The organism is Microbaculum marinisediminis (genome assembly GCF_025397915.1).
GTDB classification, from domain to species: Bacteria; Pseudomonadota; Alphaproteobacteria; order Rhizobiales; family Tepidamorphaceae; genus Microbaculum; species Microbaculum marinisediminis.
Map to the genome: position 1 here is coordinate 94,485 of NZ_JALIDZ010000011.1, position 22,805 is coordinate 117,289.

Here is a 22,805-nt window from a genome sequence, read left to right on the forward strand (position 1 = left end):
GCCGGCGACGTGCCGCCCCCTCGTACTGGCCGGGCGTGCGTTTCATTGAGGTCGACGCCTCCTGCCTTGTTGATCATCCTTGGCCCCCAACGCAACGCGCGCTCCACCACGATGTAAGTTGGCACGGCCCCATGATCAGGCCCGGTTCTGGCGTGGAGGGGTGGGAGTGAAATCAACATAGTTTCCCCGATCCTATGATCCCGGGAACGTCACGATATGGGGGGCCAAGCGGCAAGAATGACTATGGTCACAGCTGGCGCCGCAATGGCCGTACCGCTGCCCGTAAAAAGCAGGATCGCATACTGCCTCCCGCACCTGTTGGAAGAAGGTTCCGGCGGCGAGCGGCACAAGGCCTTGACCGCGCGCGGCGCAATCACCCCCGCTCCATCTGCACCATCGGGATGGGCGGGACGCCAAGGAAAGTCCGACGGTCCAGCTGGGCGGCTGTACCGACGCTGAAAACGGAGGATGCCGGGCGGTTGCCGGGGATGATGGCCGGCCGCGAGGACGAAGACTGCAAGTCACCGGAGGCATTCAGGAACCGAATACCGTACAGCCCTGCTCGAGGTCACTCATCTCTCGCCAACACCGGCGCGAAAATCGAATCGATTTGGACCGGGGTCAGTGCACACTCCGCCTCGACCGCCTGCCTCAACCCGATGCCTTCGCGCAGCGCAAGCTTCGCCATCTCGGCGGCCCTATTGTATCCCACGATCGGATTTAGCGCGGCGGCCAGGGTCAGCGAGCCATCGTATAGCGACTTGCAACGTTCTACGTCCGCTTCGATCCCGTCGATGCAGCGTGTGCGCAGGGTATCCATGCCATTTGCAAGCAAGCGCATCGACTGCAGGATATTGAGCACGATAACCGGCTCCATGGCATTCAGCTGCAGCTGGCCGGCACTCGCAGCCAGGGTCACGGTCAGATCGTTCCCGATGACCTGAAAACCGACCTGATTCATCATCTCCGGCATAACCGGATTGACCTTGCCAGGCATGATCGATGAACCCGCCTGAACTGCCGGCAACCTGATCTCGCCGAAGCCCGCGCGTGGACCGCTGGAAAGCAGACGGAGATCGTTGCAGATCTTCGAGAGCTTGACTGCGATGCGCTTGAGCGTGCCCGAGACGGTAACGAAGTCGCCCGTGTCGGATGTCGCCTCGACGAGATTGCAGGCCGGCCGAACCGCCACACCGGAGATCTCTGACAGATACCCGCAGGCGATCGTTGAGAATGCCTTCGGCGCATTGACGCCCGTTCCGATGGCCGTACCACCGAGATTGACCTCCGCCATCAGCCGAACCGCGCTCTGAAGCTGAAGGACATCCTCCTCTATTGTCTCGGCGAAGGCATCGAATTCCTGCCCGAGATACATTGGAACGGCATCTTGAAGCTGAGTCCGCCCGACCTTGATGACGTCAATGAATTCGTTGCCCTTGCGCCGAAATGCAGCGGCGAGCTCGCGCATGCTGGTCATCAGCGTCTCGACGCCACGTGCGACGGTCAGTCGGATCGCGGTCGGATAGACATCGTTGGTCGATTGGGAGAGGTTGACGTGATCGTTGGGGTGGATCGCCGCGTAGTCTCCCGGCCGCCTGTCGGCGGCGAGTAGGGCGAGGTTCGCAACGACCTCGTTGACGTTCATGTTGGTGGAGGTCCCGGCACCGCCCTGCATCATGTCGACCGGGAAATGCGGCTTGAGCGTTTCGCCGCTGATCAGCGTGTCGCAGGCTTGATCAATGGCAGCACCGATGTCGCTTCGGATCAGCCCCAGTTCGATGTTGGCGGCCAAGGCCGCTTTCTTGACCATCCCCAAGGCCACGATGAATTCCGGAAAGTCGTGGAGGCGGACTCCGGAAACATCGAAGTTGTCGACCGCCCTTGCGGTGTGAACCCCATAGAGGCATTCAACCGGAAGCCGGACCTCGCCAAGCAGATCCGACTCTATGCGTGTACTCACGTCAGAGTTTCCCCTCATGCATCATTGATGGCCCCGCCAGGACCTTGAAGCGTCTTTGAGACCTGAGCAGGCGCCCCCGGGAGCATGTCTGCACGTCCCCGGTGCATGCGCCCGCGCCAATCCTGCGTCATGGAACAGAGTGATCAGCCTAGCCGCGGTTAATGCAGACGACCTTCGGCTGGGTCATTTCCTCGAAGGCAAATCGAACGCCTTCCCTTCCCATGCTGCCATATTTGAAGCCACCGAACGGCATGGCGTCGAACCTGTAATCAGAGGAATCGTTGATCATCACTCCGCCAGCGTCGATCCGCCCGGCTGTGTCGAGCGCGTCCGCCAGATTGTTGGTGAAGATGCCGGCGTGCAGGCTGTAGTCTGGACCGTTCGCCATAACGATCGCCTCGTCGAGCGTTTCGAACGGTGTGAGCAGGACCACGGGGGCGAACACCTCGTCATGCCATAGGGCGCAGTTCAGCGGCGTGCCTTCCAGCACGGTCGGATGATAGAGCGAACCTTCGCGACGATTTCCGCACAGCAGTGTCGCACCGGCAGCTATCGCCTCGTTGACAGCCGCCTCGGTGCGCTGGGCTGCCTGCCTGGAGATCATCGGCCCTACATCGGTGTCTTCGAGGGAAGGGTCGCCCGCCTTCAGCCTTTCGGTTGCGGCGACAAACGCATCGCGGAAGCGATTGTAGAGGTTCGACTGAACGAGGATGCGCTGGGCGCCGATACAGTTCTGTCCGGCAGCCCAGAAGGCTCCAGAAACGCAACTTTCGACCGCCTTGGCAAAATCGCAATCTGCCATGACGAGGACTGGGGCGTTGCCGCCCAGTTCCATGGCCAGCTTCTTCAGCCCGGCCGTTTTTGAGATCGCCTCGCCGGCGGCAAAGCCGCCCGTGAACGATACCATGCGAACATCGCGGGCCGAGACGAGAGCCTTGCCGAGCTCAACGCCTCCGACCGCTAACGTGACAATCTCTTCGGGCAGACCCGCTTCGACGAGAGCCGAGACAAGATTGATTGCCGACAGCGGCGCCAGTTCCGATGGTTTGAGCAGTACGGCATTGCCGCCGGCGATCGCCGGTCCAAGCTTGTGAGCCACCAGATTGAGCGGATCGTTGTAGGGCGTGATTGCGGCGATGATGCCGAGCGGCTCGCGCGTGAACCAGCCCTGACGCAGCTCCGATCCGGGATAGGCATCGAACGGAACAATCTCACCGGCATTCCGCTTCACTTCGTCGGAGGAGAGCTTCAGCGTATTGACGCAGCGCAGCACCTCCTTGCGCGCCTGGACAATCGTTTTGCCAGCTTCCATCACGATGGTGTTCGCGAAGGTGTCGCGTCGGCATTCGATGATCCGCGCCGTCTCTTCCAGGATGCTCGCGCGCTGGTGACGCGGCAGGCCGCGGGCGAGAGAAGCGCCGCGACGGGCACGCGCCATGAGCGCCTCGATCTCGTGCGCTTCGCGTGTTTCCACCGAGCCCACCAGATTTCCGTCGAAGGGATTGAAGATGGGAAGCGCGTTCGTGTCTTCGGCAACGTGACGTGTGACGGTATTCATTCGACAGCATTCTTTCTTGGGTCTGCGCGTGGAGCATCAGAGGAGAATCGGACGGGGCCCGTGGCCGCTCATTCCAAAGCCACGCCAGCACCGAAGTGGCCCCGGCGCGGAGCGGAATTGGAGATGCACGCGCCTCGCCGATCCGGACGGGACGTTGACGTTTCCTCCGGTCGATACTCGTTCAGATCGTCTGAACTTCGCCGACCAGTTCGTCCATCACCGAGCGAACCGCGCTTTCGGCAATCGAGATGATGTCGTCGATCTCCGCCTTGGTCGTCACAAGCGGTGGTGCGAAGCCCAGAATGTCGCCATGCGGCATAGCCCGGGCTATCAGGCCCCTGTCGCGCGCCGCCTTCGACACACGCGGTCCGACCTTTAGGGACGGGTCGAAGCGCTTCTTGCCCTCGCGGTCGCCGACGAACTCGATCGCCCCCATCAGGCCGACGCCGCGCACTTCGCCCACGATAGGAAACTGCGCGAACCTGTCTTTCAGCTGGGCCTGGAAATAGGCACCGACCTGATGCGCATTGCCCGGCAGATCCTCCGTCTCGACAATGTCGAGAACCGCATTCGCGGCCGCGGCACCAATCGGGTGGCCGGAATACGTGTAGCCGTGCGAGAAAGCGCCAACGCGGTCAGCACCTTCTTCCATCACCCTGTAGATCTTCTCGCCGACGATCGAGGCCGAGAGCGGGAAGTAGGCGGACGTCAGGCCCTTCGCGATCGTGACCAGATCCGGCTCCATGCCATAACGCTGGGAACCGAACATGGAGCCGGTTCGGCCGAAACCGGTGATGACCTCGTCGGCGATCAGCAGCACGTCATGTTTGTTGAGCACGGCTTGAATGGCCGCCCAGTAGCCTTCCGGCGGAGGCGTGATGCCACCGGTGCCGAGCACCGGTTCGGCAATGAAGGCGCCGACATTGTCGGGACCTAGCGTTTCGATGAGTTGGTCGAGTTCTGCGGCCCGGCGGGCCGAGAACTCAGCTTCAGTCTCGCCGGGATTGGCACCCCAGTAGTGGTGCGGAACGCCGGTGTGGACGATCTGTGGCAGCGGCAGGTCCATATGGTCGTGATAGAAGCTCATGCCGGTCATCGAGCCGGAGATCACGCTGCAGCCGTGATAGCCCCGCTCGCGCGAGATGATCGTCTTCTTGGTCGGTTTGCCGCGCAGGTTGTTGTAGTACCAGACGAGCTTCGCGTTGGTCTCATTGGCGTCGGAACCCGACAGGCCATAGAAGACCTTGCTCATCTTCCCGGGCGCCATCTTCACCAAACGGTCCGACAGGATTGCAAGCTCGTCGGTCGTGTGGGCGGCGTAGGAATGGTAGTACGCCAGACGATGGGCTTGGCGGGCGATGGCTTCCGACACTTCAGTGCGGCCGTAGCCGACATTGACGCAGTACAGGCCGGCAAAGCCGTCGATCAGTTCATTGCCGTGAGCGTCCCGAATACGGATGCCCTTGCCGGTCTCCACGATTGTCGGATCACCGATCTTGCCAGTGGCGAAATCCTTCAACTGCGTGAAGGGATGAAGAACCGAGTTTCTGTCCTTCTCGCTGATAACGTTGATGTCGATCGTCATGGCGTATCTGCCTTTCAGTTCTGTTCCCGCGAGCGCTTCGTCGCAGGCGCTTTCCAGTATTCCCGTCGGGATGCGGCCGCCCATCGCAACGCTCGGCTCGCAAGCAAGAGCCGTCAGCGAAAAACCTACGGCCTGCCCCCTTCGCCAGACGCGGAAGATATCGCTTTCACATAGCCGCTTGACGGCGCAGATTAATGAAATTACGCAGAATTCCTGCAATAAGACCCATAATTCGCAGGAAAACGGCATGATCAGTCTCGATCGCGTAGATGCAGATCTCCTGGAGGCGGTCCAGAAGAACAATCGCCTGACGTCCGAACAGCTGGCGGAGATCGCTCACCTCTCCCCGACGGCCTGCCAACGGCGTCTCAAGCGCCTGCGTGCCGAGGGGGTAATCGAAGCTGACGTCTCGATCGTTTCGCCAAAGGCGGTCGGACGCCACGTGACCATGATCGTACTGGTTTCTCTGGAGCGCGAGCGCGCGGATATTGTCGACCGTTTCAAGGCGGCGATACGCAACACGCGAGAAGTCATGCTCGGTTACTACGTCACGGGAGATGCCGACTTCATCCTGGTCATCACCGCCAAGGACATGGAGGACTATGAGCAGTTCACTCGCCGCTTCTTCTATGAGAACCACGACATCAAGGGCTTCAAGACCATGGTGGTGATGGATCGCGTGAAGGCCGGCTTCGCGTTTCCGATCGAACCGGATCCGGCCACCGGGGCCCCATCCGTCTAAATCGCATGGATCAGGGATCGCGGTGTTTCACACGCCGGTCTTGACCCGAAAAACGGATCCGTCCGAGTGCGACTTTCCTGGGCGCTGTTCAGGTATGGAGGAGTTTCCAGATGCCGAAGAAGCAACATCCTGACGCGCAGATTGCCCTTTCACCGCTTGCGTTCGAGCGCTGATCGGCAGCCGGGGCACGGAAGCCGAAACCGCCGCCGAGCCGTCGGTTCTGATGGGCCGGACTATGATTGCAAGGCATTCATGGCCGCGAACTGACGCTCGGCGAGTTTTGCCGTCGCCGTGGCATGGCGGCCCCGGGGCGGTTCGCCTCCAGGTTCCTCGCCCCTATGCAAGGCCATGAGCAGCCGCGTCTTCAGGGAAACCAGCTCCGGATCGCCGAACGACCTGAGCAAGGCCTGGAATTCGACGTAAGCACGCCGGTCGAATGGCTTTGCCCTGCCCATGATGTCGACGACCGGATGCGGCGGATGAATATAGGCGCACGGCACCAGATGCTCCGGGATAGGGACCGTCCTGGCGTGCGTCTGTCCGGTCCGCAGGAGCTTCGGTATCAAATGCGTATGCGGCCCCTCGGGGCTCCTGCCGTCGGCGGGCGGGATCGGTTGGAACACCTCGATCCGCCCGAACCGGCAGGTGAAGACGCGGTGCGGACTGATGTCCGGCATCGCCGGACCCAGCGGATTGCCCGGCGCAAACAGCGACGTTCCGCACCACTCCCGAAACCGTGCGACGACGGCCGGGTCGGATACCCGGACGCAAGCGTCGACCTGCAACGTGCCGAGCCCCAGGTCGAACAGGATGGCCTCGCGATCGCGTGGCCGCACGGCGGCGACGTCGGGGCCGAGTTCCGTCAGCACCGTCCGGCGGCTCGCCGCGCACGTCGCGCGCGGGAGACAGAGCGCGACCGCATGCGACCAGCGGTCCGGTGCGCTGTTTGGCGTTTCGTAGGCGAACGCGACCATGTCGGCGTCGAAGTCGAGCCGGATCGCGCCGCGGTCGGTCGCGGCGCACACGTGATCCGACGCGGTCCCGAGCTCGATCGGCTCGCCATCGTCGTACAGGAACTCCGCGATCGCGCCGAAGGTCCCCAGGCTCCAGGCCGTGCCGGGGTCGCGCAGCTTTTCGGCGATCACCGTCGCAAGACAGGTGGCCCTGTCCGCGTAAGGGCCCGAAGCTACGGTCGTGTCGTCGGTCATCGTCATCGTCCTTCGCATGAACGTGTCGCGTCGGGACCGGCGGAACCGATCCGGCTCCACGGCACGACGAGGGTCTTGCCGGCCGCGCGCACGCGATGTGCGACGACCCGATAGGCGGTTTCGAGGTTTTCATCGGTCAGCACGGCGTCCGGGGCGTCGTCCGCCAGCAAGCGCCCCTGTGCCAGGAGGATCAGCCGGTCGCAGAACCGCAGCGCCAGCGACAGGTCGTGCAGCACCACGACGACCGTGGTTCCGGCTTCGGCGCGATCGCGCAGCAGATCCAGAACCTCGAGCTGGTGATACGGATCGAGTGCGGCGATCGGCTCGTCGGCGAGAAGCACGTCGGCCTCCACGGCAAGCGCGCGGGCAAGCAGCACTCTCATGCGCTCGCCGCCCGACAGGGTCGCCGCCGGCCGGTCCCGCAGCGCCGTGATATGGGTCGCCGACATCGCGGACTCGACCGCCTCCCGATCACGCTCGCCGCCGCCGCGCCCGCCCCCGCGCCCGCCCCCGCGCCCAAGATGCGGCAGCCGGCCGAGCGCGACGACGCGCTCGACCTTCAGCGGCCAATGCACGCGGCCCGATTGCGCCAGGTAGGACAGCCGGTATCCCAGGACATCGCGTCCCATCCGGTCGGCCGTGAGGCCGTCGTAGCGGACGTCCCCGGTATCCGGCGCGTCGAGCCCCGCCAGCACCCTCAGCAAGGTCGACTTGCCCGCGCCGTTCGGGCCGATCAATCCCACGACGCCGGGCCGGTCGACGGTCAGGGTCAGCGGCGCCAGGATCGTGTGTCCGCCGCGCCGAACGGAAATGTCGCGTGCCGCGATCTTCATTCGACGTCTCCACGCATGCGCCACAGGAGCGAGAACAGGAAGGGGGCGCCGATGATCGCCGTGACGACGCCGAGCTTGAGCTCGGGCTGAACCGGCAGGAGACGCACCAGAATGTCGGCGGCCAGCGTCAAGACGGCGCCACCAAGCCCGCTGGCCAGGACAAGCGGGCCCGGCCGGTGACCGACCAAAGGACGCAGGATGTGAGGGACGACGAGCCCGACGAAGCCGATCGCGCCGGCCACCGCGACCGCGCTGCCGACCGTGAAGGCCGACGCGAGGACGAGCCGGACACGCAGCCGCGCCACGTCGAAGCCCAGGCTGCGCGCCGTGTCCTCTCCCAACGACAGCGCATCGAGCCCCCGGCCAGCGCCCAGCAGAAGCACCCATCCGACCGCCATGAACGGCATGGCCAGCAGCACGTGATCGAGGCTGCGGTCGGCGAGCGACCCCATCAGCCAGAAGACGACCTCCATGACGGCATAGGGGCTGGGTGAGAGGTTGAGCGCCAACGCCGTCAGCGCGCCCGACAGGCTGCCGATCGCGACGCCGGCGAGGATCAGCGCGGTCGTTCCCGTTCCCTGCCGCGCGAGCAGAAGCAGAAGCGCGGTCGCGACGCCCGCGCCGGCAAGCCCGCCGAGCGCCAGTCCGATCGAGAGGAATCCGGCCAGGCCCCAGTAGAACGCGATCACGGCACCGAGCGCGGCCGCGCCCGAGACACCGATGACGCCCGGATCGGCCAGCGGATTGCGCAACAATCCCTGCAGCGCGGCGCCCGTGGCCCCGAGACTGAAGCCGACCATCAGTCCGAGCAGCGCGCGCGGCAGCCTCAGCTCCACCATGACCAGCGCACGGACCGTGTCGCGTCCGGACATGGCATCCAGGGCCGCGGCAAGCGGATCGAGCGGCACATATCCGATGGCAAGGGAGAGGACGAACAGGATCGCCGATACGATGCAAAGCGTTCCCGGCAGGACAGGGGTCGCGGTCTCCGCCGCATGGCGGCGCCCGATCGGGACATCGGAACTCATCGTGCCGCCTCCGTTTGCGGGTTCGGTCGCGACCGCGCTTTCGCGGCGGCAGACTTCAACAGTGCCATCGCCTCCGCCAGCTGCGGCCCGGCACAGGTCCACAACCGCGTCGGCACCTCGACCACCGTCGCGGTCTCCTTGAGCGAGGCCAGCGCGGGGTGATCGAGAAGCGCCTGCGCCATGGACTCCGGCGCGTCCGCATCCGCGTTGATGATCAGGACGTCGGGTCTTGCCGCGACAATCCGCTCCAGCGGCAGTTGCCCCAATCCATCCGTCTGGAGGTCGGCGGCGAGGTTTGCCAGCCCGGCGCGGTCCAGCAGCGTGTCGACGAGCGATCCGCGGCCTGCCGTGAACCCGTTGGGACGCAGGACCAGTGCCGTCGGGCGCGAACCGGCTATCACGGCCCCGCTTTCGCTCAGCGCCGTGTCGAGCGCCGCGATCATCGCCTCGCCCGCCGCTGCGTTGCCCAGCACGGTCGCCACCATCCGGATCTGCGCGCGCACCTCGTCCAGTGTCCCGGGAACCCCGAGCTCGATGACGGGAATACCGATCCGCTTGAGAAAGCCCACCGTCGTCCGCGTCGTATGGACCCCCGCGACCACCAGGTCCGGCGACAGCGGAACGATCTCCTCGGCGAGCCCCCGGTTCACGGGCACGGCGCCGGCGAGCGCTCTCACCGCGGATCCAAGGCTGTCGCGGGCAAGCCAGGTCACCGATTTGACCTGACCGGGATCGGCCAGCCGCAGCACCAGTTCGTCCGTGCACAGGTTGATCGATACGACGGACCGGGGCTTCGCCTCCGCCCGCGCCGGGAGCTGGACCGCCAATAGGGCGGCCAATAGGGCGGGGGCGGTCAGGGCCGCCGCTACGACTGCGTGCACTGCCGCGAAACGACGCATCGCTCAGAACGCCAGTCGCAAGCCGGCATAGGCCGCGCGCCCCGGCGTGCCGTAGCCCCAGACCTCCTGGTACTGTTCGTCGAACAGGTTGTCGACGCGACCGAACAGTTCGGCGGTGTCGCTGAGCTTGTAGGAGCCGGCGACGTTGACGAGCGTATAGGCGTCCAGCGTCAGGACCGACCTGTTGTAGACGGCGTCGTAGACCCAGTCTTTCTGAGCACCGTTGTAGACGACCGAGAGATTGGCGTTCGCGCGCCCGTCGAGGAACACGTAGTTGACGTCGAGGCTCGCCAGATGCGGCGGTCGCCGCACCAGGTCTGCACCCGTCGCGTCCTTGCCGTCGGTGTAGGTGTAGGAGGCGCGAACGAAGAGGTTGTCGAGAGGCGACACCGAGACACCGAGTTCGACACCGTGGATCCTGGACTCGCCCGGCATGTTGACCGACGTCGTGCCGGCCCCGGTGATCAGGTCCGTTATGCGCATGTCGAAGTAGGTGGCGTCGGCCACGACGCGTTCGCCCCACAGGGCCTGATCGATGCCTACGTCCCAGCCGGCCGCCTGCTCCGGCTTGAGGTTGGGATTCCCCCGGTAGGTCTGCGTGTACCCGTAGAGTTCGAACATGGTCGGGTTCTTCACGCCCGTGCCATAGGAGGCGCGCAGCTTGGTGCCGGTTGCGTCGATGGTATAGGCACCGGTCAGCCGATAGGTATCGGCATCCTCGAAGAGATCGTTGACGTCGTGGCGAACGGCGGCCGTCACGAACAGGCTGTCGAACAGCCCGAGCTGGTACTGGCCGACAAGTCCCGTCGATTCGATCGTCCGGTCGAGATTTGACCAGAGGCTGTCCACCTTGACGCCTTGGGTTTCGTGTTCGGCCAGGAACGTGAGGGTGTGGCTCGCCGGGACCGTCTCCTGCTCGAGGTAGAGATTCGACTGATAGTCCAGCTTGTTCTTGTCCCCCCGATACGTGCTGGTGACCGCCTTGTCGGCGAGATAGTCCGTCGTCTGGTCCGTCCGCGTCGCGCCGAAGATGTGCTCCCAGCGCCCCTCGAACATCCGGAAGGTGCCCTGGACCCGGCCGAACAGCTGCTCGCCGCGGGAATCGTTGAAGGCGTCGATCGGGCCGATGCCGCCGATGTCGGCGTCGCCTTCCCGCATGAAGTTGGTGAAGCGCCCGACGAATGCCAGGTCGATATCCTCGGTCGGATGGATCCCGAACTTGATGAGGCCGGTTCCGTTCCGGTAGGCGTCCTTCTCGAGGTTTCCGTTCGCCTCGTCCGCGCTGGATATGCCGTCGGTGGACAGTCCCACAGCGCTGACGAGCAGATCGAACCTGTCGTCGCTGGCGCTGACCGAGGCATGGCCGCGGAAGGTGCCGAACGACCCGCCTTCCGCCGATACCGTGGCGCTCGGCGCCCCGTCGCCGCGCCTCGTGACGATATTGATCACGCCGCCGATGGCATCCGAGCCGTAGAGGGCGCTCTGCGGGCCGCGCAGCACCTCGATGCGGGCGACGTCCTGGACCAGCAGATTGCCGAAGTCGAATTCGGATCCGAAGGCGGGATCGTTCATCTCGATGCCGTCGATCCGGACCATCGTCTGGTTCCCTTCGGCACCACGGATGCGGACCTGCGTGAAGTCGCCGATTCCGCCCGTGCGATTGACGGCAACGCCCGGCACCTGGCGTAGCACGTCGGAGACGACCCGGATCTGCTGCTCCTCGAGCTCTTCGCCGGTAATGACCGTGACCGTGCTGCCCACCGCGCGGTCCGGCGTGGCGGTCCGGTTCGGGCTGACGGTGATCTCGTCGAGCGTTACGGCCGCCGCTTCGCTGACGGGCGCGAAGCGACCATCGGAAGCGGTCTCGTCATCCGCCGACCGGACGTCTTGGGCAGAGGCCCGCGGCGCTGGCGCCAGGGCCAGCGCGGCAATCAGGATGACAACGGAAACGGAATGGAGTCGCGGCTCGGACGAGCCGGTGAGAACGGATTTCGGCATTTCAAGACCTCGGGCGGTACGCCAGGTGGCACGTCACCGCGAACGAAGTCTCGCCGGTCATCGCCCGAAAGCGATGGCGGCTTGCCAACCATCGAAACACCCCGTCCGACGTCGTCGCGTGTGACCACGGCTGACGGCAGGTCTCCTGGCTCGCGGGTTGTCACCGATCCGTCGCCTTCCCGGTGCCCGAGGCCCAGTGGCGTATTGACGGACGACTATCCGCTTACAGTTGCGGGGGCAGCCGCAGATTTGGATCGAACGACCCTCACTGCGTTCCCTTTTGATCCCCGAGGGGAACCGTCGCGCCGGACGCTAGGCACGATTGGATGATATGTCAATCAGGCGGCCAAGGCGGGGGATGCCAAGTCGGGGGATGCCAAGCCGTGCACGCGCAAACCGCACCGGCGGGTTATCCAAAGCGTGCCGCCGACGTCTATTCGCCCCGCCTTTGGGCGCCGCTTTCCGCCGCTCGCGCGATGTCCGGCATCGCGGCAAGTTTCCTGTCCACCAGGTTGCGCGCTTCGAGAAGGACCATCAAGGGATCCCAGGAACCCTCGAGGAACCGTCGACGCCGTCCCTCGGGCAGGCAGAAGGGTATTCGCCGGTCGCCGGAGACGATCTGTCCCGCGGCGATATCAGCCGTGAGTTCGGTTTCCGGGGCGGCCTCGCAACGACTGCGCAGCCAAAGACCGTCCGCGGCGGATACCGGCAGGCATGGCAGTCCTATGGACAGACAGTTGCCGGCGAAGATCTCGCCGAACGATTCTCCCACGATCGCCCGGATGCCGAATCGATAGAGCGCCTGGGGCGCGTGCTCCCGAGAGGAGCCGCAGCCGAAGTTCCGCCCGACCAGCAGGATCGATGCCCCGGCGAAACGCCCGTCGTCGAACGGATGAGGCGCGTCGCCACGGTCGCGCGCGGCGCGACGCAGGCTTTCGAACACGTGCGCCTCGATCCCGCGGAAGGTGACCAGCTTGAGATACCGCGACTCGAGGATCTGGTCGGTGTCGATGTCGTTGCCCGCGAGCGGCAAGCCGCGGCCCCGAACCATGTCGATGCGCCCGGTCATGACCGCCCGCCCCCATCCGGCGTCGCGTCCGGGAACGCGCGCACATCCGTTATCTCCCCGGCCAGCGCCGCGGCAGCCACCATGACCGGTGACATCAGGAACGTGCGCCCGTCGGGCGATCCCTGCCGCCCCCGGAAGTTTCGGTTCGACGACGACGCGCAGACCTGCGGCCCGACCAGTTTGTCGGCATTCATCCCGCAGCACAGGGAGCAGCCCGCGTCACGAAGTTCGAACCCGCGTTCCTCGAACAGCGTGTCGAACCCCCGGCTCGCCGCTGCCTTGAGCACGGCGCGCGATCCGGGGACGATCATCGCACGCACACCCGACGCGACACGACGGTCGGTTGCGCGCAGGAATGCCGCGACGGCCTCGAGATCGGAAAGCCTGCCATTGGTGCAGGACCCGATGAACGCGGTGTCGATCCGCGTGCCCGACACCGGTTCCCCCGGAACCATTCCCATGAACTCCATCGCCGCGCGCCAGCCGGTCTCTTCGTCTCCGGCGCCCGCGGGATCGGGCACCGGCAGGTCGACCGGCACCGACTGATCCGGCGAAGTCCCCCATGTCACCATCGGGCCGACGTCCCCGACGTTCACCACCACCTCGTCGTCCCAGGTGGCGTCGGGCTCGGACGCGATGTCCTGCCAGCGCCGGACGGCGGCCTCCCACGCCGCCCCTTCGGGCGCGAACGCACGGCCCTTCAGATAGTCGAACGTGGTCCGGTCGGGATTGACGTATCCGCAGCGCGCCCCACCCTCCACAGCCATGTTGCACAGGGTCATCCGCTCTTCCATCGAGAACCGCTCGACCGTGGAGCCGCAGAACTCATAGGCGTATCCGAGCCCACCCTTCGCCCCCAGGCGGTGGATCACGTGCAAGGCCACATCCTTGGCGAACACCCCGAAGGCGAGCTCTCCCTCGATCGCGATCCGCCGGACCTTCAGCTTCTCCATGACCAGCGACTGCGACGCCAGGACATCGCGCACCTGCGAGGTTCCGATCCCGAAGGCAACCGTTCCGAAGGCGCCATGGGTGGAGGTGTGGCTGTCGCCGCACGCGATCACCATGCCCGGCTGGGTGAGCCCGCGTTCGGGCGCGACGACATGGACGATCCCGTGCATCGCCTTCATCGGATCGAAATAGGGAATGCTGCTGGCTCGTGTGTTGCGCGCCAGAAGCTGTACCTGGGCCTCGCACAGCGCGTCGTCGAACCGGCGCACGTCGCCGCCCGTCGAAATCGAATGGTCCGCGCACGCAAACGTCCGTTCGGGATGCGCGACGGTCAGTCCGCGTTCGTGCAGATCCTCGAAGGCCTGCGGACTGCTCACTTCGTTGATCAGATGGACATCGACCGCGATCTGGTGCTGGTTCTCCGACACCTCACGGACGACATGCGCATCGAAGACCTTGTCGTACAGCGTACCCGCCATTTTATCGCCTCCCCCGAAACCGTCAGCCGAGCAGGTCGGAGATGGCGGCGGCGATGCCGGGCATCTCCTCCAGCCCGAAGCCCGGTGCGTCGCTGGGCCAGACCGTTCCGTCGACGACCGGACAGCTCGGCGGGAATCCGCCGAACGGCTTGAACACGCCGGGATAGGCCTCGCAACCGCCAAGCCCGAGCCCCGCCACGATATGGAGGTTTATGAGGTGTCCGCCGTGCGGAAACACCTGCTCACGGCTGTATCCCCGGCGTTCCAGCAGGTCGATAATTCGACCGTATTCCGTCAATCCGTAGCTCAGGCCGGCATCCATCTGGAAGATGTCGCGGCCCGGCCGCATGCCGCCGAAATTCAGCAGATTGCGGACGTCCTGGAGCGAGAAGAGATTTTCGCCGGTGGCTATCGCCCCGTCGTAATTGTGCGTCAGCGCCTGATTGAGCGCGAAATCCAGCGGGTCGCCGACCTCCTCGTACCAGCGCAGGCCGTAGCCCGCGATACTCTGGCCGAAGGTCAGCGCGTCGTGCAGTCCGAACCGACCGTTGGCGTCGACGGCGAGGCGAGAGCCTGCCCCGGCCACGGCCAGCGCCTCCTCTATGCGGGCCAGATCCTCGGCCGCATCCGCCCCCCCTACCTTTATCTTGAAGGCGTCGAAGCCCTGGTCGCGATAGCCCTGCAGCTCGTCCCGCAGTGTCCTGCCGCCGCCCGAAGCGTAGTAATAGCCCCCCGCCGCATAGACCGGCACACGCGCTGCCGCAACCGTCCGGCCGAATGCCTCGGCAACAGCAGCGTAGGCGGGTCGGTCGTCGAGCTTGGCGTTCAGGTCCCAGATCGCCAGTTCGAGCGCGCCGACGGCCGACGCCCGGTCGCCATGCCCGCCCGGCTTTTCGTTCTTCATGGCGGCGGCGTAGATCCTGGCCGGATCGAAGCGTGTCCGGCTCTCGTCCAGCAGGGAGTCCGGAGCCGCGTTCAGAATGCGCGGGCGGATGCGGGTCGACAGGATACCGTGCTGGGCGTACCGCCCGATCGAGTTGAACCCGATTCCGGCGACCGGACGGCCATTGCGAACGACATCGCTGACAACGGCGACGAGGGACACGTCGTGATCGTCAAACGATACGACCGCATTGGAAATGGCGCCCTCGAGCTTCACGCTGCGGGTCACGATGTCGGCTATCTTCACTCAAACTCTCCCAGGCTCGTCAGAGACTCGGTTATGCGGAAAAACGGTTCGGCGCGGTTGGAAGTCAGATCCCCTTGGCGGGGCCGAACGCCCGTTCCTTCATCCGGACCAGGCGCGTCAGGGTCTCGTTGACCGGTGCGGTCAGCCCGACCTTTGCCGCTTCACGCGGTATCGCGCCGTTGATGAAGTCGATTTCACTGGGTCGTCCGGCTTCGTGGTCGAGCAGCATCGAGGGTTTCGCAGCCGGCATCCGCCCGGCGAAGGCGCGGACACGAGCGACCGGATCGGCCATATCCAGGGCAATCCCCCGGGCACGGGCGATGCCCGCGGCTTCGACGGCGGCGGCGCGGCTGACCGCACCGAGTTCCGGATCGTCCATCGCCTCGCCCACGGTCAATCCCGTCAGCGCGCACGGTGCGCTGTAGGCGACGTTGCAGATCAGCTTGTCCCACTGCATCGCTGCGATGTCGTTGACCGCTTCGGTCCGGAACCCGGCGTCGCTCCAGACCGCCGCCACGCCTTCGGCCTCGCGGAACGGGAGGCCGGCATAGGCGCCCATCTGGATCACCTGCATGCCGTTGTGGTGGGCGTGCCCGGGTCCCTTCAGAGAGGCACCGAAACCGCCAGCGATGCCGACGAGAAGGCGGTCGGGATCGATCGAGGCCGCCACCTCGTCGGCGGCGCCCAGGCCGTTCTGAATTGTAAGCACGACGGTGTCCGGCCCGATCATCGGCTTCGCCGTCTTGGCGGCCGCACCGGCGGCGGCGGACTTCACGGCCAGGATCATCAGGTCCACGGCCTCGCCCGGGGGCGGCGCCTCGAAAGCGCGGACCCGAACCCGGCGGTTGCCGCTGGCCCCCTCAACGACCAGGCCGTCGCGATTGATCGCCTCGACATGGGCCGCCCATCTGTCGATGGCGAGCACGTCGTGTCCCGCATCGGCCAGGAGAGCCGCGTAGACCGACCCCATGGCACCGCATCCGACCACTGCAATTTTCATGTTATGCCTCCTCAGCACGTCGGGGCCGGTTCGCCCCGGTCTGTCCGTAGGATCTCAGGCCTGCGCACGGCGGCTCTGGCGGACAAGTCGCAGCACGCCCGTCAGCACGCTGAAGCCAAGCAGCGCCAGCAGGACCAGCGACACCGGCCGGTCCAGGAAGATCGAGAGGCTCAACCCGCCGAAGGTCTGGTAGGTTCGCAACAATTCGGCGTCGAGGATCGGCCCCAGCACGATCCCCAGAACGACGGCGATCAGCGGATAGTCGAACCGTCTCAGCACGATTCCCAGAACCGCGAATACGGCCATCAGCACCACGTCGAACATCAGCAGATGGACCGCGTAGGTGCCGGCGATGGAGAAGACCGCGATCACCGGGATGAGGATCTTCGTGGGAATTCGGACGATGCGCGCCGCCCAGAACGAAACCAGCAGACCCAGACCCAAGAGGCAGGCCGACGTGAGGAACTGCGCCAGCATGACCCCATAGACGAGGTCCGGTCGTTCCATGAACAGGCGCGGCCCGGGGATCAGCCCCTGAAGCATCAGGGCGCCGATCAGGACGGCCGTCGCCAGCCCGCCGGGGATCCCAAGCGCGAGCATCAGGGCCAGTGCGCCGCCCTCCGAGGCATTGTTGGCCGATTCCGCGCTGACCAGGCCTTCCGGCGCCCCCTTCCCGAACTGCTCCGGGGTCGCGGATGCGCGCTTCGCCTCGTTGTAGCTGACGACGCTGGCGATCGTGGCGCCCGCGCCGGGCAGGGCCCCGATTATCACCCCCAGCCCGCACGAGCGCAGCAAGGTCGCGGGATAGGCGAAGGCCCTTCTGTATCCGAGCCGAAGCTGGGACCAGGCGGAACCGGACGTGGCGGACGCGACCGCCTGGGGATCGGCGACATGCGACTTCTGCAGCATGGAGAACAGTTCGGAGAAGCCGATCAGCCCGATCAGCGCGGGAATGATCGAGATGCCGTCCATCAGTTCGAAATAGCCGAACGTTCCCCGGATCGCGCCGGTCGAGGACATGCCGGTGGTGCTGATCAGAACCCCGAACAGACCGGCGATCGCAGCCTTGAGGAAGCTCTTGTCCAGCGTCGCGATGATCGTCAGGCCGAGCGCGCCGACGAGGAACATTTCGGGAGGGCCGAACTTCAGGGCGAATACGACGATAATCGGCATGATCAGGATCAGGAAGAAGGATCCCACCAGGTTGCCGGTGGCCGACGCGGCCACCGAGGTCCCTAGGGCCTCGTACGCCCTACCCTGGCGCGTCATCGGGAAACCATCGAGCCCGGTCATGATCGCCTGCGGCGATCCGGGAATGTTGAGAAGGATCGCCGAGATCGAGGCGCCGAAGTTTCCGCCGGCATAGACGGCAGTCAGGAAAACGATGGCGACGATCGGGCTCATCGCGAATGTCAGCGGCAGCATGACGCTGATCGCCAGCGGTGTGCTGAAGCCGGGGATGGCTCCGGTCACGATGCCGAACAACAATCCCGCCAGCAGGACGAACAGAACCTGCCAGTCGGTGAGCAGCGCTGCTCCGGCGGCGATGGATCCGAGATCGAACATGGTGTCACCGTGGGCGGATGGGGATGCGGGCTGGGGAGCGGGCTCAGAAAAGCAGACCTGCGGGCAGCCGCAGATTCAGGAAATGCTCCATGCCGGACCAGATCAGTCCGGTGAGCAAGGTCGGCGTGAGAACCAGGACGGCAGGAGACCGAACGCCCAACGCCAGGAGCTGGAGAAAGGTGTAGGCCATGGTGGTCACGACGAAGCCGACGACCGGGATCGCCCAGATGTACCCGGCCGTAAGGACGATGAACGAGATCGACTTCACCAGATTGACCGGCGCGGATATCCCCGCCGGCCCAGCGGCAGCCTCCGAGCCCTCGCGCACGGTCTCGACGAGCCGCTTGCCTGCGAAGGCCAAGCAGCACAGGACGAGCAGCGCATATACCGGTTCGATCAGCAGGAGATTGGTTTCCGGCCGCGGCAGCGCCGCCACTTCGAGGTAGTAGCGTGTCGAGTAGCCGAGGAGCAGCAGCGGGACGATCATCTCGCCGCCGAACCGCAGCCATGGATTCGATGCGTTTGAACGTGGCATGGGGACCTCGTGGATCGATCGCGACTGCCCCGGGCGCGCGACGGCGCCCGGGAACCTGACGGACTGGGCCTCAGTTGTTGCCCAGCACATCCTTGAAGCGCTCGACCACCTTGTGCATGTCGCTGGCGTATTCGGTCGACGCGTCCGGCCCCATGTAGCCGGAGATGACATCCGTGCCCGTGGTCTTCAGGTATGCCTCGTACTCGTCGCTCTCGTAGGTCTGCTTGTAGCTTTCGACCAGTTGAGCGAAGCCTTCCGGATTGTCCTTGGCAAAGGCGGCGTGGGCCGCCACGAAACGGCTGTCGCCGATCTGCGGCACGTTGAGCCCCTCGAACGCCTGGGATATCGGCACGGCGCCGTCCAGCCCGGGGAACGGTTCTGGCGACGCGACCGCGAGCACCCGGATCTGATCGCCAAGCGAGCTATCCCCGAAGGCGCCGGAGATGGTCGCGTCGCTGTGATTGCCGAGCAGGTTGGTGCGCAGCGCTCCGCCGCTGTCGAACGTCACGACGCGGACATCCAGATCCAGTTCCTGGATCAGCGCCAGTCCGAACAGCGATGTACCGCCGCCGTGGATCATCGCCAGCGAGAGCTCGCCCGGTTTCGCGCGCGCCTCTTCCACGAAGGCATCGATGCTGTCGAAGCGCGAGTCCGCGCTGACGGCGACATCGCCATAGTCGCGCTGCTCGAAATTGACGAAGGCGAAGTCGTCCAGGCTGAAGTCGGCATCCTGGACCACCGTGTTTATGCTCAGCGTCGGCTGGATCCCGACGAACAGCGTGTGCCCGTCCGCCGGCGCGTTCAGGAACGTTTTCGCGCCCAGAAGCCCGCTCGCGCCGGGCCGGTTCTCTACGATCACCGAGACGCCATCGAGACGCTTTTCCCAATGCTGCGCCAGACCGCGCGCGAACCGGTCGATCGACCCGCCGGCGCCGAATGGCACGATCATGGTGATGTTCTTGCTCGGCCATGCCTCGGCCACCGCTTGACCCGCAAAGGCGGACACAGCGAGGGCAGACAGGACGCCAATCAGTTTCGTTCGCAGCATTTTTTGGTTTTCCTCCCGTGCTTGAATGCAATGAAAGCCTCGCATTTGATTACATGCAGGCTGGCGCACTCCAAATGCACACGTGTGCATGCCCAATTTTTAGTGGTACTTTTCGAATCGTGTCAAGATGAAACTCAAGTCGACAGGACCTGAGCCACGACAGGGGAACCCGCCTATGGCAGGCACGCGTCGCCGCGACAGGGGACAGGTCACGATCAAGGATATCGCCCAGAAGCTGGGTGTTTCGCACGCGACCGTTTCGCGCGCACTGAACGATTCACCGCTGATCACGGAACCGACGAAAGCGCGCATCCGCGCCATGGCGGCCGAACTGGGATATGTCCCCGACTCCGCCGCGCGGGTCATGCGCGGCGAGGCCTCCAACATCGTCGGCTTCATCCTTCCCGATGTGCAGAACCACTTCTACAGCACCGTCGCCAAGGTCCTGGCGGAAACGGTGTCGTCCGCGGGATTGCAGCTGGTTCTGGCGATTTCCGAGGACGACCCGGAGCGCGAACTGCGCCATGTCCGGGAACTTCACCGGGCACGGGCAAGAGGGATCGTCATCACGCCGGTCGCGGGACTGCTCGGGGAAACCGCGGAGCTTCTGTCCGAACTGCGGTGCGTTCAGCTCGTGCGCGCGCATCCCGATGTGACGGCGGACCTGGTGGCCGCGCAGGATGGCGAAGCGACACGCACCTCTACCCGATACCTGCTGGATCTCGGACATCGCCGGATCGCCTATCTGGGTGGCGGCCCCGAGACCCTCAGCACGGGCGTGCGTCGTATCGACGGGTATCGAAGCGCCATGAGCGCTGTCGACGGCGCCGAGATACTCGAATGCCAGACACCACCACACCCCGATAACGGCTATCGGGTCGCGTTGGACTTTTTGCGACGGACCCGGCCGCCGACCGGCCTGGTAATCGGCAGCTCGCAGCTTACGCTAGGCGTCCTGCGCGCCATTCGGGAAATCGGACTGAACGTGCCCGGGGACGTATCGCTCGTCAGCTATGACGACCCCGATTGGCAGGAGCTCTGGGGTCCGGGCATCAGCACGATCGCCCTGCCAATCAGACGGATTGCACATTCCGCGGCGCAGAAAATCTGTTCTCCGGAGACCGAAGCGCCGGCGGACGGCGGCATCGTCATCGAGACGAAGCCGCGCGGCAGCGGCACCTACTATCCCGTGCAGCTGATAAAACGGGGCAGTTGCCGCGCGCTGCCGTGACATGACGATGCCGCGAGATGACCCGGCGAAGGCGGGCCCCGAACATGCAGCCGGAGGGGCTGCATGTTCGTCATGCCTCGATGCGACGCCCCCCGCTACCCGCCTCGAGACGGGCTCTGATCGAATACCGGCAGGGCTTGTGACCAAGACCTCGTCATCGGTCCAGGAACCGCGCCGGCGTCAGGACCCGCTGGTCGGGGATCACCTCGATGACGCTGGCCGTGTCGGATGCCAGGGCCCGTTGCATGGCGTCGGGAAAATCGCCGGTGCGCACGATCTTCTCGCCGTTCAGCCCGTACGCCCTGGCGAGCGCCACAAAGTCTGGATTGAAGAGGTCCGTTCCCGACACGCGTTTCGGATAGTGGTTTTCCTGATGCATCCGGATCGTGCCGTACATGCCGTTATTGACCACGACCACGATGATCTTCAGCCCGTTTTCGGCGATCGTTCCCAGTTCCTGGCACGTCATCTGGAAACAACCGTCTCCGGCGAAGGCGACCACGGGACGCTCGGGGCTGTGCAGGCTCGCGGCGATCGCCGCCGGCAGGCCGTAACCCATCGAGCCCGATGTCGGCGCAAGCTGGGTCAGGGGGCGCCGGTGACGGAAGAACCGGTGCACCCAGACCGAATAGTTGCCCGCGCCGTTGGTGATCACGGCGTCCTCCGGCAGGTTCTCGCGAAGCCAGATCACCGCCTCCCCGAGATTGAAGTCGCCGGGCACGTCCGTCGCGGCGTCGGACCATTTCCGATAGTCGGCGTTGATCTGCGACGTCCAGTCCGTCCATGCCGGGTCTTCCGGCGGAGGCAGCGTCCCGATGGCCTGCAGGAAACTCGAAATACCGGAATTGATCGCGATCTCGGGCTGGTACACCCGGCCGAGTTCGTCGGGATCGGCATGGATATGGACGAGACCCTGACGGGGGCGGGGACTGTCCATCAGGGTGTAGGAGGACGTCATGCTGTCGCTGAGCCGCGCGCCCAGGGCAACGATCAGATCCGAGTCGCGGATCCTCCCGGCCAGGGCCGGGTTCACGCCCAGTCCGGCATCGCCGCCGTAGTTTGGATGGTCGTTCGGAAAGCGGTCCTGGCGCCGAAACGAACAGACGACCGGCAAGGCCCAGCGCTCCGCGAACGCGACCAGCCGCGCCGGATCGTCCGGCCCCCACCCGGCTCCGCCGACGACCACCAGCGGCCGCTCGGCGGCCATGAGACGGTCGCGAAACGCCGCGACCTGTTCGGGCGCCGGCGCCGCGACGGACGCCGTCGACGGGACCGCCGACACCGTTTCGGCGCTGGCGCTCAGGACATCCTCGGGCAAGGCGAGCACGACCGGGCCGGGACGGCCCGACATCGCGCACGAGAAGGCGCGCGCCATGTATTCGGGAAGCCTGGCCGTGTCGTTGACCTGCGCGGCCCATTTCACCTGGCTACCGAAAACCGCCGTGAAATCGACTTCCTGGAAGGCCTCCCGATCGGTGTCGTCGCGGGAAATCTGCCCGATCAGCAATATCATCGGCGTCGAATCCTGCGCCGCCACGTGAACGCCCGAACTGGCGTTCGCGGCGCCCGGCCCGCGCGTGACGAGGCAGACCCCCGGCCGGCCGGTCAACTTGCCGTAGGCTTCCGCCATCATCGCCGCCCCGCCCTCGTGGCGCGCGACCGTGAATCGGATTTCGGGTGCGTCCACCAGGGCATCCAGGATGGGGAGATAACTTTCCCCGGGCACGCCGAAAATCCGGCTCACACCGTTTGCCAGCAATGAATCGACGACCAACTGGCCACCTGTTCGGGGCATGAAAATCACTCCTTTTCCTGAAGGGACGCAGCGGCCGCGGCGGCTGCGGGCGAGACTGGCGAACTTCGGTCCGCCCCCGGCCAACCCGCACCGGGCAGGCACTTGAACCAATTCTGGACAAAGCAGCGCTG

The 22,805-nt window shown here is 65.3% G+C and carries 18 protein-coding genes and 1 riboswitch; of the genes, 2 read left to right on the forward strand and 16 right to left on the reverse strand.

What is annotated here, in order from left to right; translation table 11 throughout:
• Window positions 1-568: 568 nt before the first annotated feature.
• The 3 genes from MUB46_RS20545 to MUB46_RS20555 form a co-directional block, all read right to left on the reverse strand.
• Window positions 569-1,960, reverse strand: coding sequence for an aspartate ammonia-lyase (locus MUB46_RS20545; protein ID WP_425256295.1), 1,392 nt, complete (start codon window positions 1,958-1,960; stop codon window positions 569-571).
• A gap of 148 nt (window positions 1,961-2,108) precedes the next feature.
• Window positions 2,109-3,518, reverse strand: coding sequence for an aldehyde dehydrogenase family protein (locus MUB46_RS20550; protein ID WP_261617844.1), 1,410 nt, complete (start codon window positions 3,516-3,518; stop codon window positions 2,109-2,111).
• 181 nt (window positions 3,519-3,699) lie between these two features.
• Entirely contained in the window at window positions 3,700-5,103 is a 1,404-nt protein-coding gene (locus MUB46_RS20555) for an aspartate aminotransferase family protein (protein ID WP_261617924.1), read from the reverse strand.
• A 247-nt stretch (window positions 5,104-5,350) separates the two neighbouring features.
• Between MUB46_RS20555 and MUB46_RS20560 the strand changes: the two genes are divergently transcribed.
• Window positions 5,351-5,845: an Lrp/AsnC family transcriptional regulator gene (locus MUB46_RS20560; protein WP_261617845.1), complete on the forward strand. Its 495-nt coding sequence runs from the start codon at window positions 5,351-5,353 to the stop codon at window positions 5,843-5,845.
• 233 nt (window positions 5,846-6,078) lie between these two features.
• On the opposite strand, the gene MUB46_RS20565 is transcribed toward MUB46_RS20560, so the two are convergent.
• The 12 genes from MUB46_RS20565 to MUB46_RS20620 form a co-directional block, all read right to left on the reverse strand.
• Entirely contained in the window at window positions 6,079-7,053 is a 975-nt protein-coding gene (locus MUB46_RS20565) for a DUF6925 family protein (RefSeq protein ID WP_261617846.1), read from the reverse strand.
• 2 nt (window positions 7,054-7,055) lie between these two features.
• Window positions 7,056-7,886 (reverse strand): ABC transporter ATP-binding protein, encoded by an 831-nt coding sequence (locus MUB46_RS20570; protein WP_261617847.1) that lies wholly within the window; start codon window positions 7,884-7,886, stop codon window positions 7,056-7,058.
• Window positions 7,883-8,914, reverse strand: coding sequence for a FecCD family ABC transporter permease (locus MUB46_RS20575; protein WP_261617848.1), 1,032 nt, complete (start codon window positions 8,912-8,914; stop codon window positions 7,883-7,885). The genes MUB46_RS20570 and MUB46_RS20575 overlap by 4 nt, the downstream gene beginning before the upstream one ends.
• Entirely contained in the window at window positions 8,911-9,741 is an 831-nt protein-coding gene (locus MUB46_RS20580) for an ABC transporter substrate-binding protein (protein ID WP_261617849.1), read from the reverse strand. Before MUB46_RS20580 ends, MUB46_RS20575 begins: the two co-directional genes overlap by 4 nt.
• A gap of 75 nt (window positions 9,742-9,816) precedes the next feature.
• A complete protein-coding gene (locus tag MUB46_RS20585) occupies window positions 9,817-11,811 on the reverse strand; it encodes a TonB-dependent receptor plug domain-containing protein (protein ID WP_261617850.1) in 1,995 nt (664 codons plus the stop codon).
• 118 nt (window positions 11,812-11,929) lie between these two features.
• Window positions 11,930-12,128: riboswitch (cobalamin riboswitch) on the reverse strand.
• Window positions 12,129-12,244: 116 nt separating this feature from the next.
• The gene (locus tag MUB46_RS20590) at window positions 12,245-12,880 is read right to left on the reverse strand and encodes a 3-isopropylmalate dehydratase small subunit (protein ID WP_261617851.1); all 636 of its coding nucleotides are present in this window, start codon (window positions 12,878-12,880) and stop codon (window positions 12,245-12,247) included.
• On the reverse strand, window positions 12,877-14,310 hold the full coding sequence (locus MUB46_RS20595; RefSeq protein ID WP_261617852.1) for a 3-isopropylmalate dehydratase large subunit: 1,434 nt from the start codon (window positions 14,308-14,310) through the stop codon (window positions 12,877-12,879). The genes MUB46_RS20590 and MUB46_RS20595 overlap by 4 nt, the downstream gene beginning before the upstream one ends.
• A 22-nt stretch (window positions 14,311-14,332) precedes the next feature.
• Window positions 14,333-15,499 carry an enolase C-terminal domain-like protein gene (locus MUB46_RS20600; protein ID WP_261617853.1) on the reverse strand — a complete coding sequence of 389 codons (1,167 nt, stop codon included), beginning with the start codon at window positions 15,497-15,499 and terminating at the stop codon, window positions 14,333-14,335.
• A 64-nt stretch (window positions 15,500-15,563) separates the two neighbouring features.
• The gene (locus MUB46_RS20605; RefSeq protein WP_261617854.1) at window positions 15,564-16,499 is read right to left on the reverse strand and encodes a ketopantoate reductase family protein; all 936 of its coding nucleotides are present in this window, start codon (window positions 16,497-16,499) and stop codon (window positions 15,564-15,566) included.
• A 54-nt stretch (window positions 16,500-16,553) separates the two neighbouring features.
• The gene (locus MUB46_RS20610) at window positions 16,554-18,065 is read right to left on the reverse strand and encodes a tripartite tricarboxylate transporter permease (protein WP_261617855.1); all 1,512 of its coding nucleotides are present in this window, start codon (window positions 18,063-18,065) and stop codon (window positions 16,554-16,556) included.
• A 43-nt stretch (window positions 18,066-18,108) separates the two neighbouring features.
• A complete protein-coding gene (locus MUB46_RS20615) occupies window positions 18,109-18,600 on the reverse strand; it encodes a tripartite tricarboxylate transporter TctB family protein (RefSeq protein ID WP_261617856.1) in 492 nt (163 codons plus the stop codon).
• Between the two features lie 70 nt (window positions 18,601-18,670).
• Complete coding sequence (locus MUB46_RS20620) at window positions 18,671-19,648, reverse strand: Bug family tripartite tricarboxylate transporter substrate binding protein (protein ID WP_261617857.1); 978 nt, start codon at window positions 19,646-19,648, stop codon at window positions 18,671-18,673.
• A gap of 127 nt (window positions 19,649-19,775) precedes the next feature.
• Between MUB46_RS20620 and MUB46_RS20625 the strand changes: the two genes are divergently transcribed.
• Window positions 19,776-20,879 (forward strand): LacI family DNA-binding transcriptional regulator, encoded by a 1,104-nt coding sequence (locus tag MUB46_RS20625; protein ID WP_261617858.1) that lies wholly within the window; start codon window positions 19,776-19,778, stop codon window positions 20,877-20,879.
• 154 nt (window positions 20,880-21,033) lie between these two features.
• Here MUB46_RS20625 and MUB46_RS20630 read toward each other — a convergent pair whose 3' ends face one another.
• Complete coding sequence (locus tag MUB46_RS20630; protein WP_261617859.1) at window positions 21,034-22,674, reverse strand: thiamine pyrophosphate-binding protein; 1,641 nt, start codon at window positions 22,672-22,674, stop codon at window positions 21,034-21,036.
• Between the last annotated feature and the right edge of the window lie 131 nt (window positions 22,675-22,805).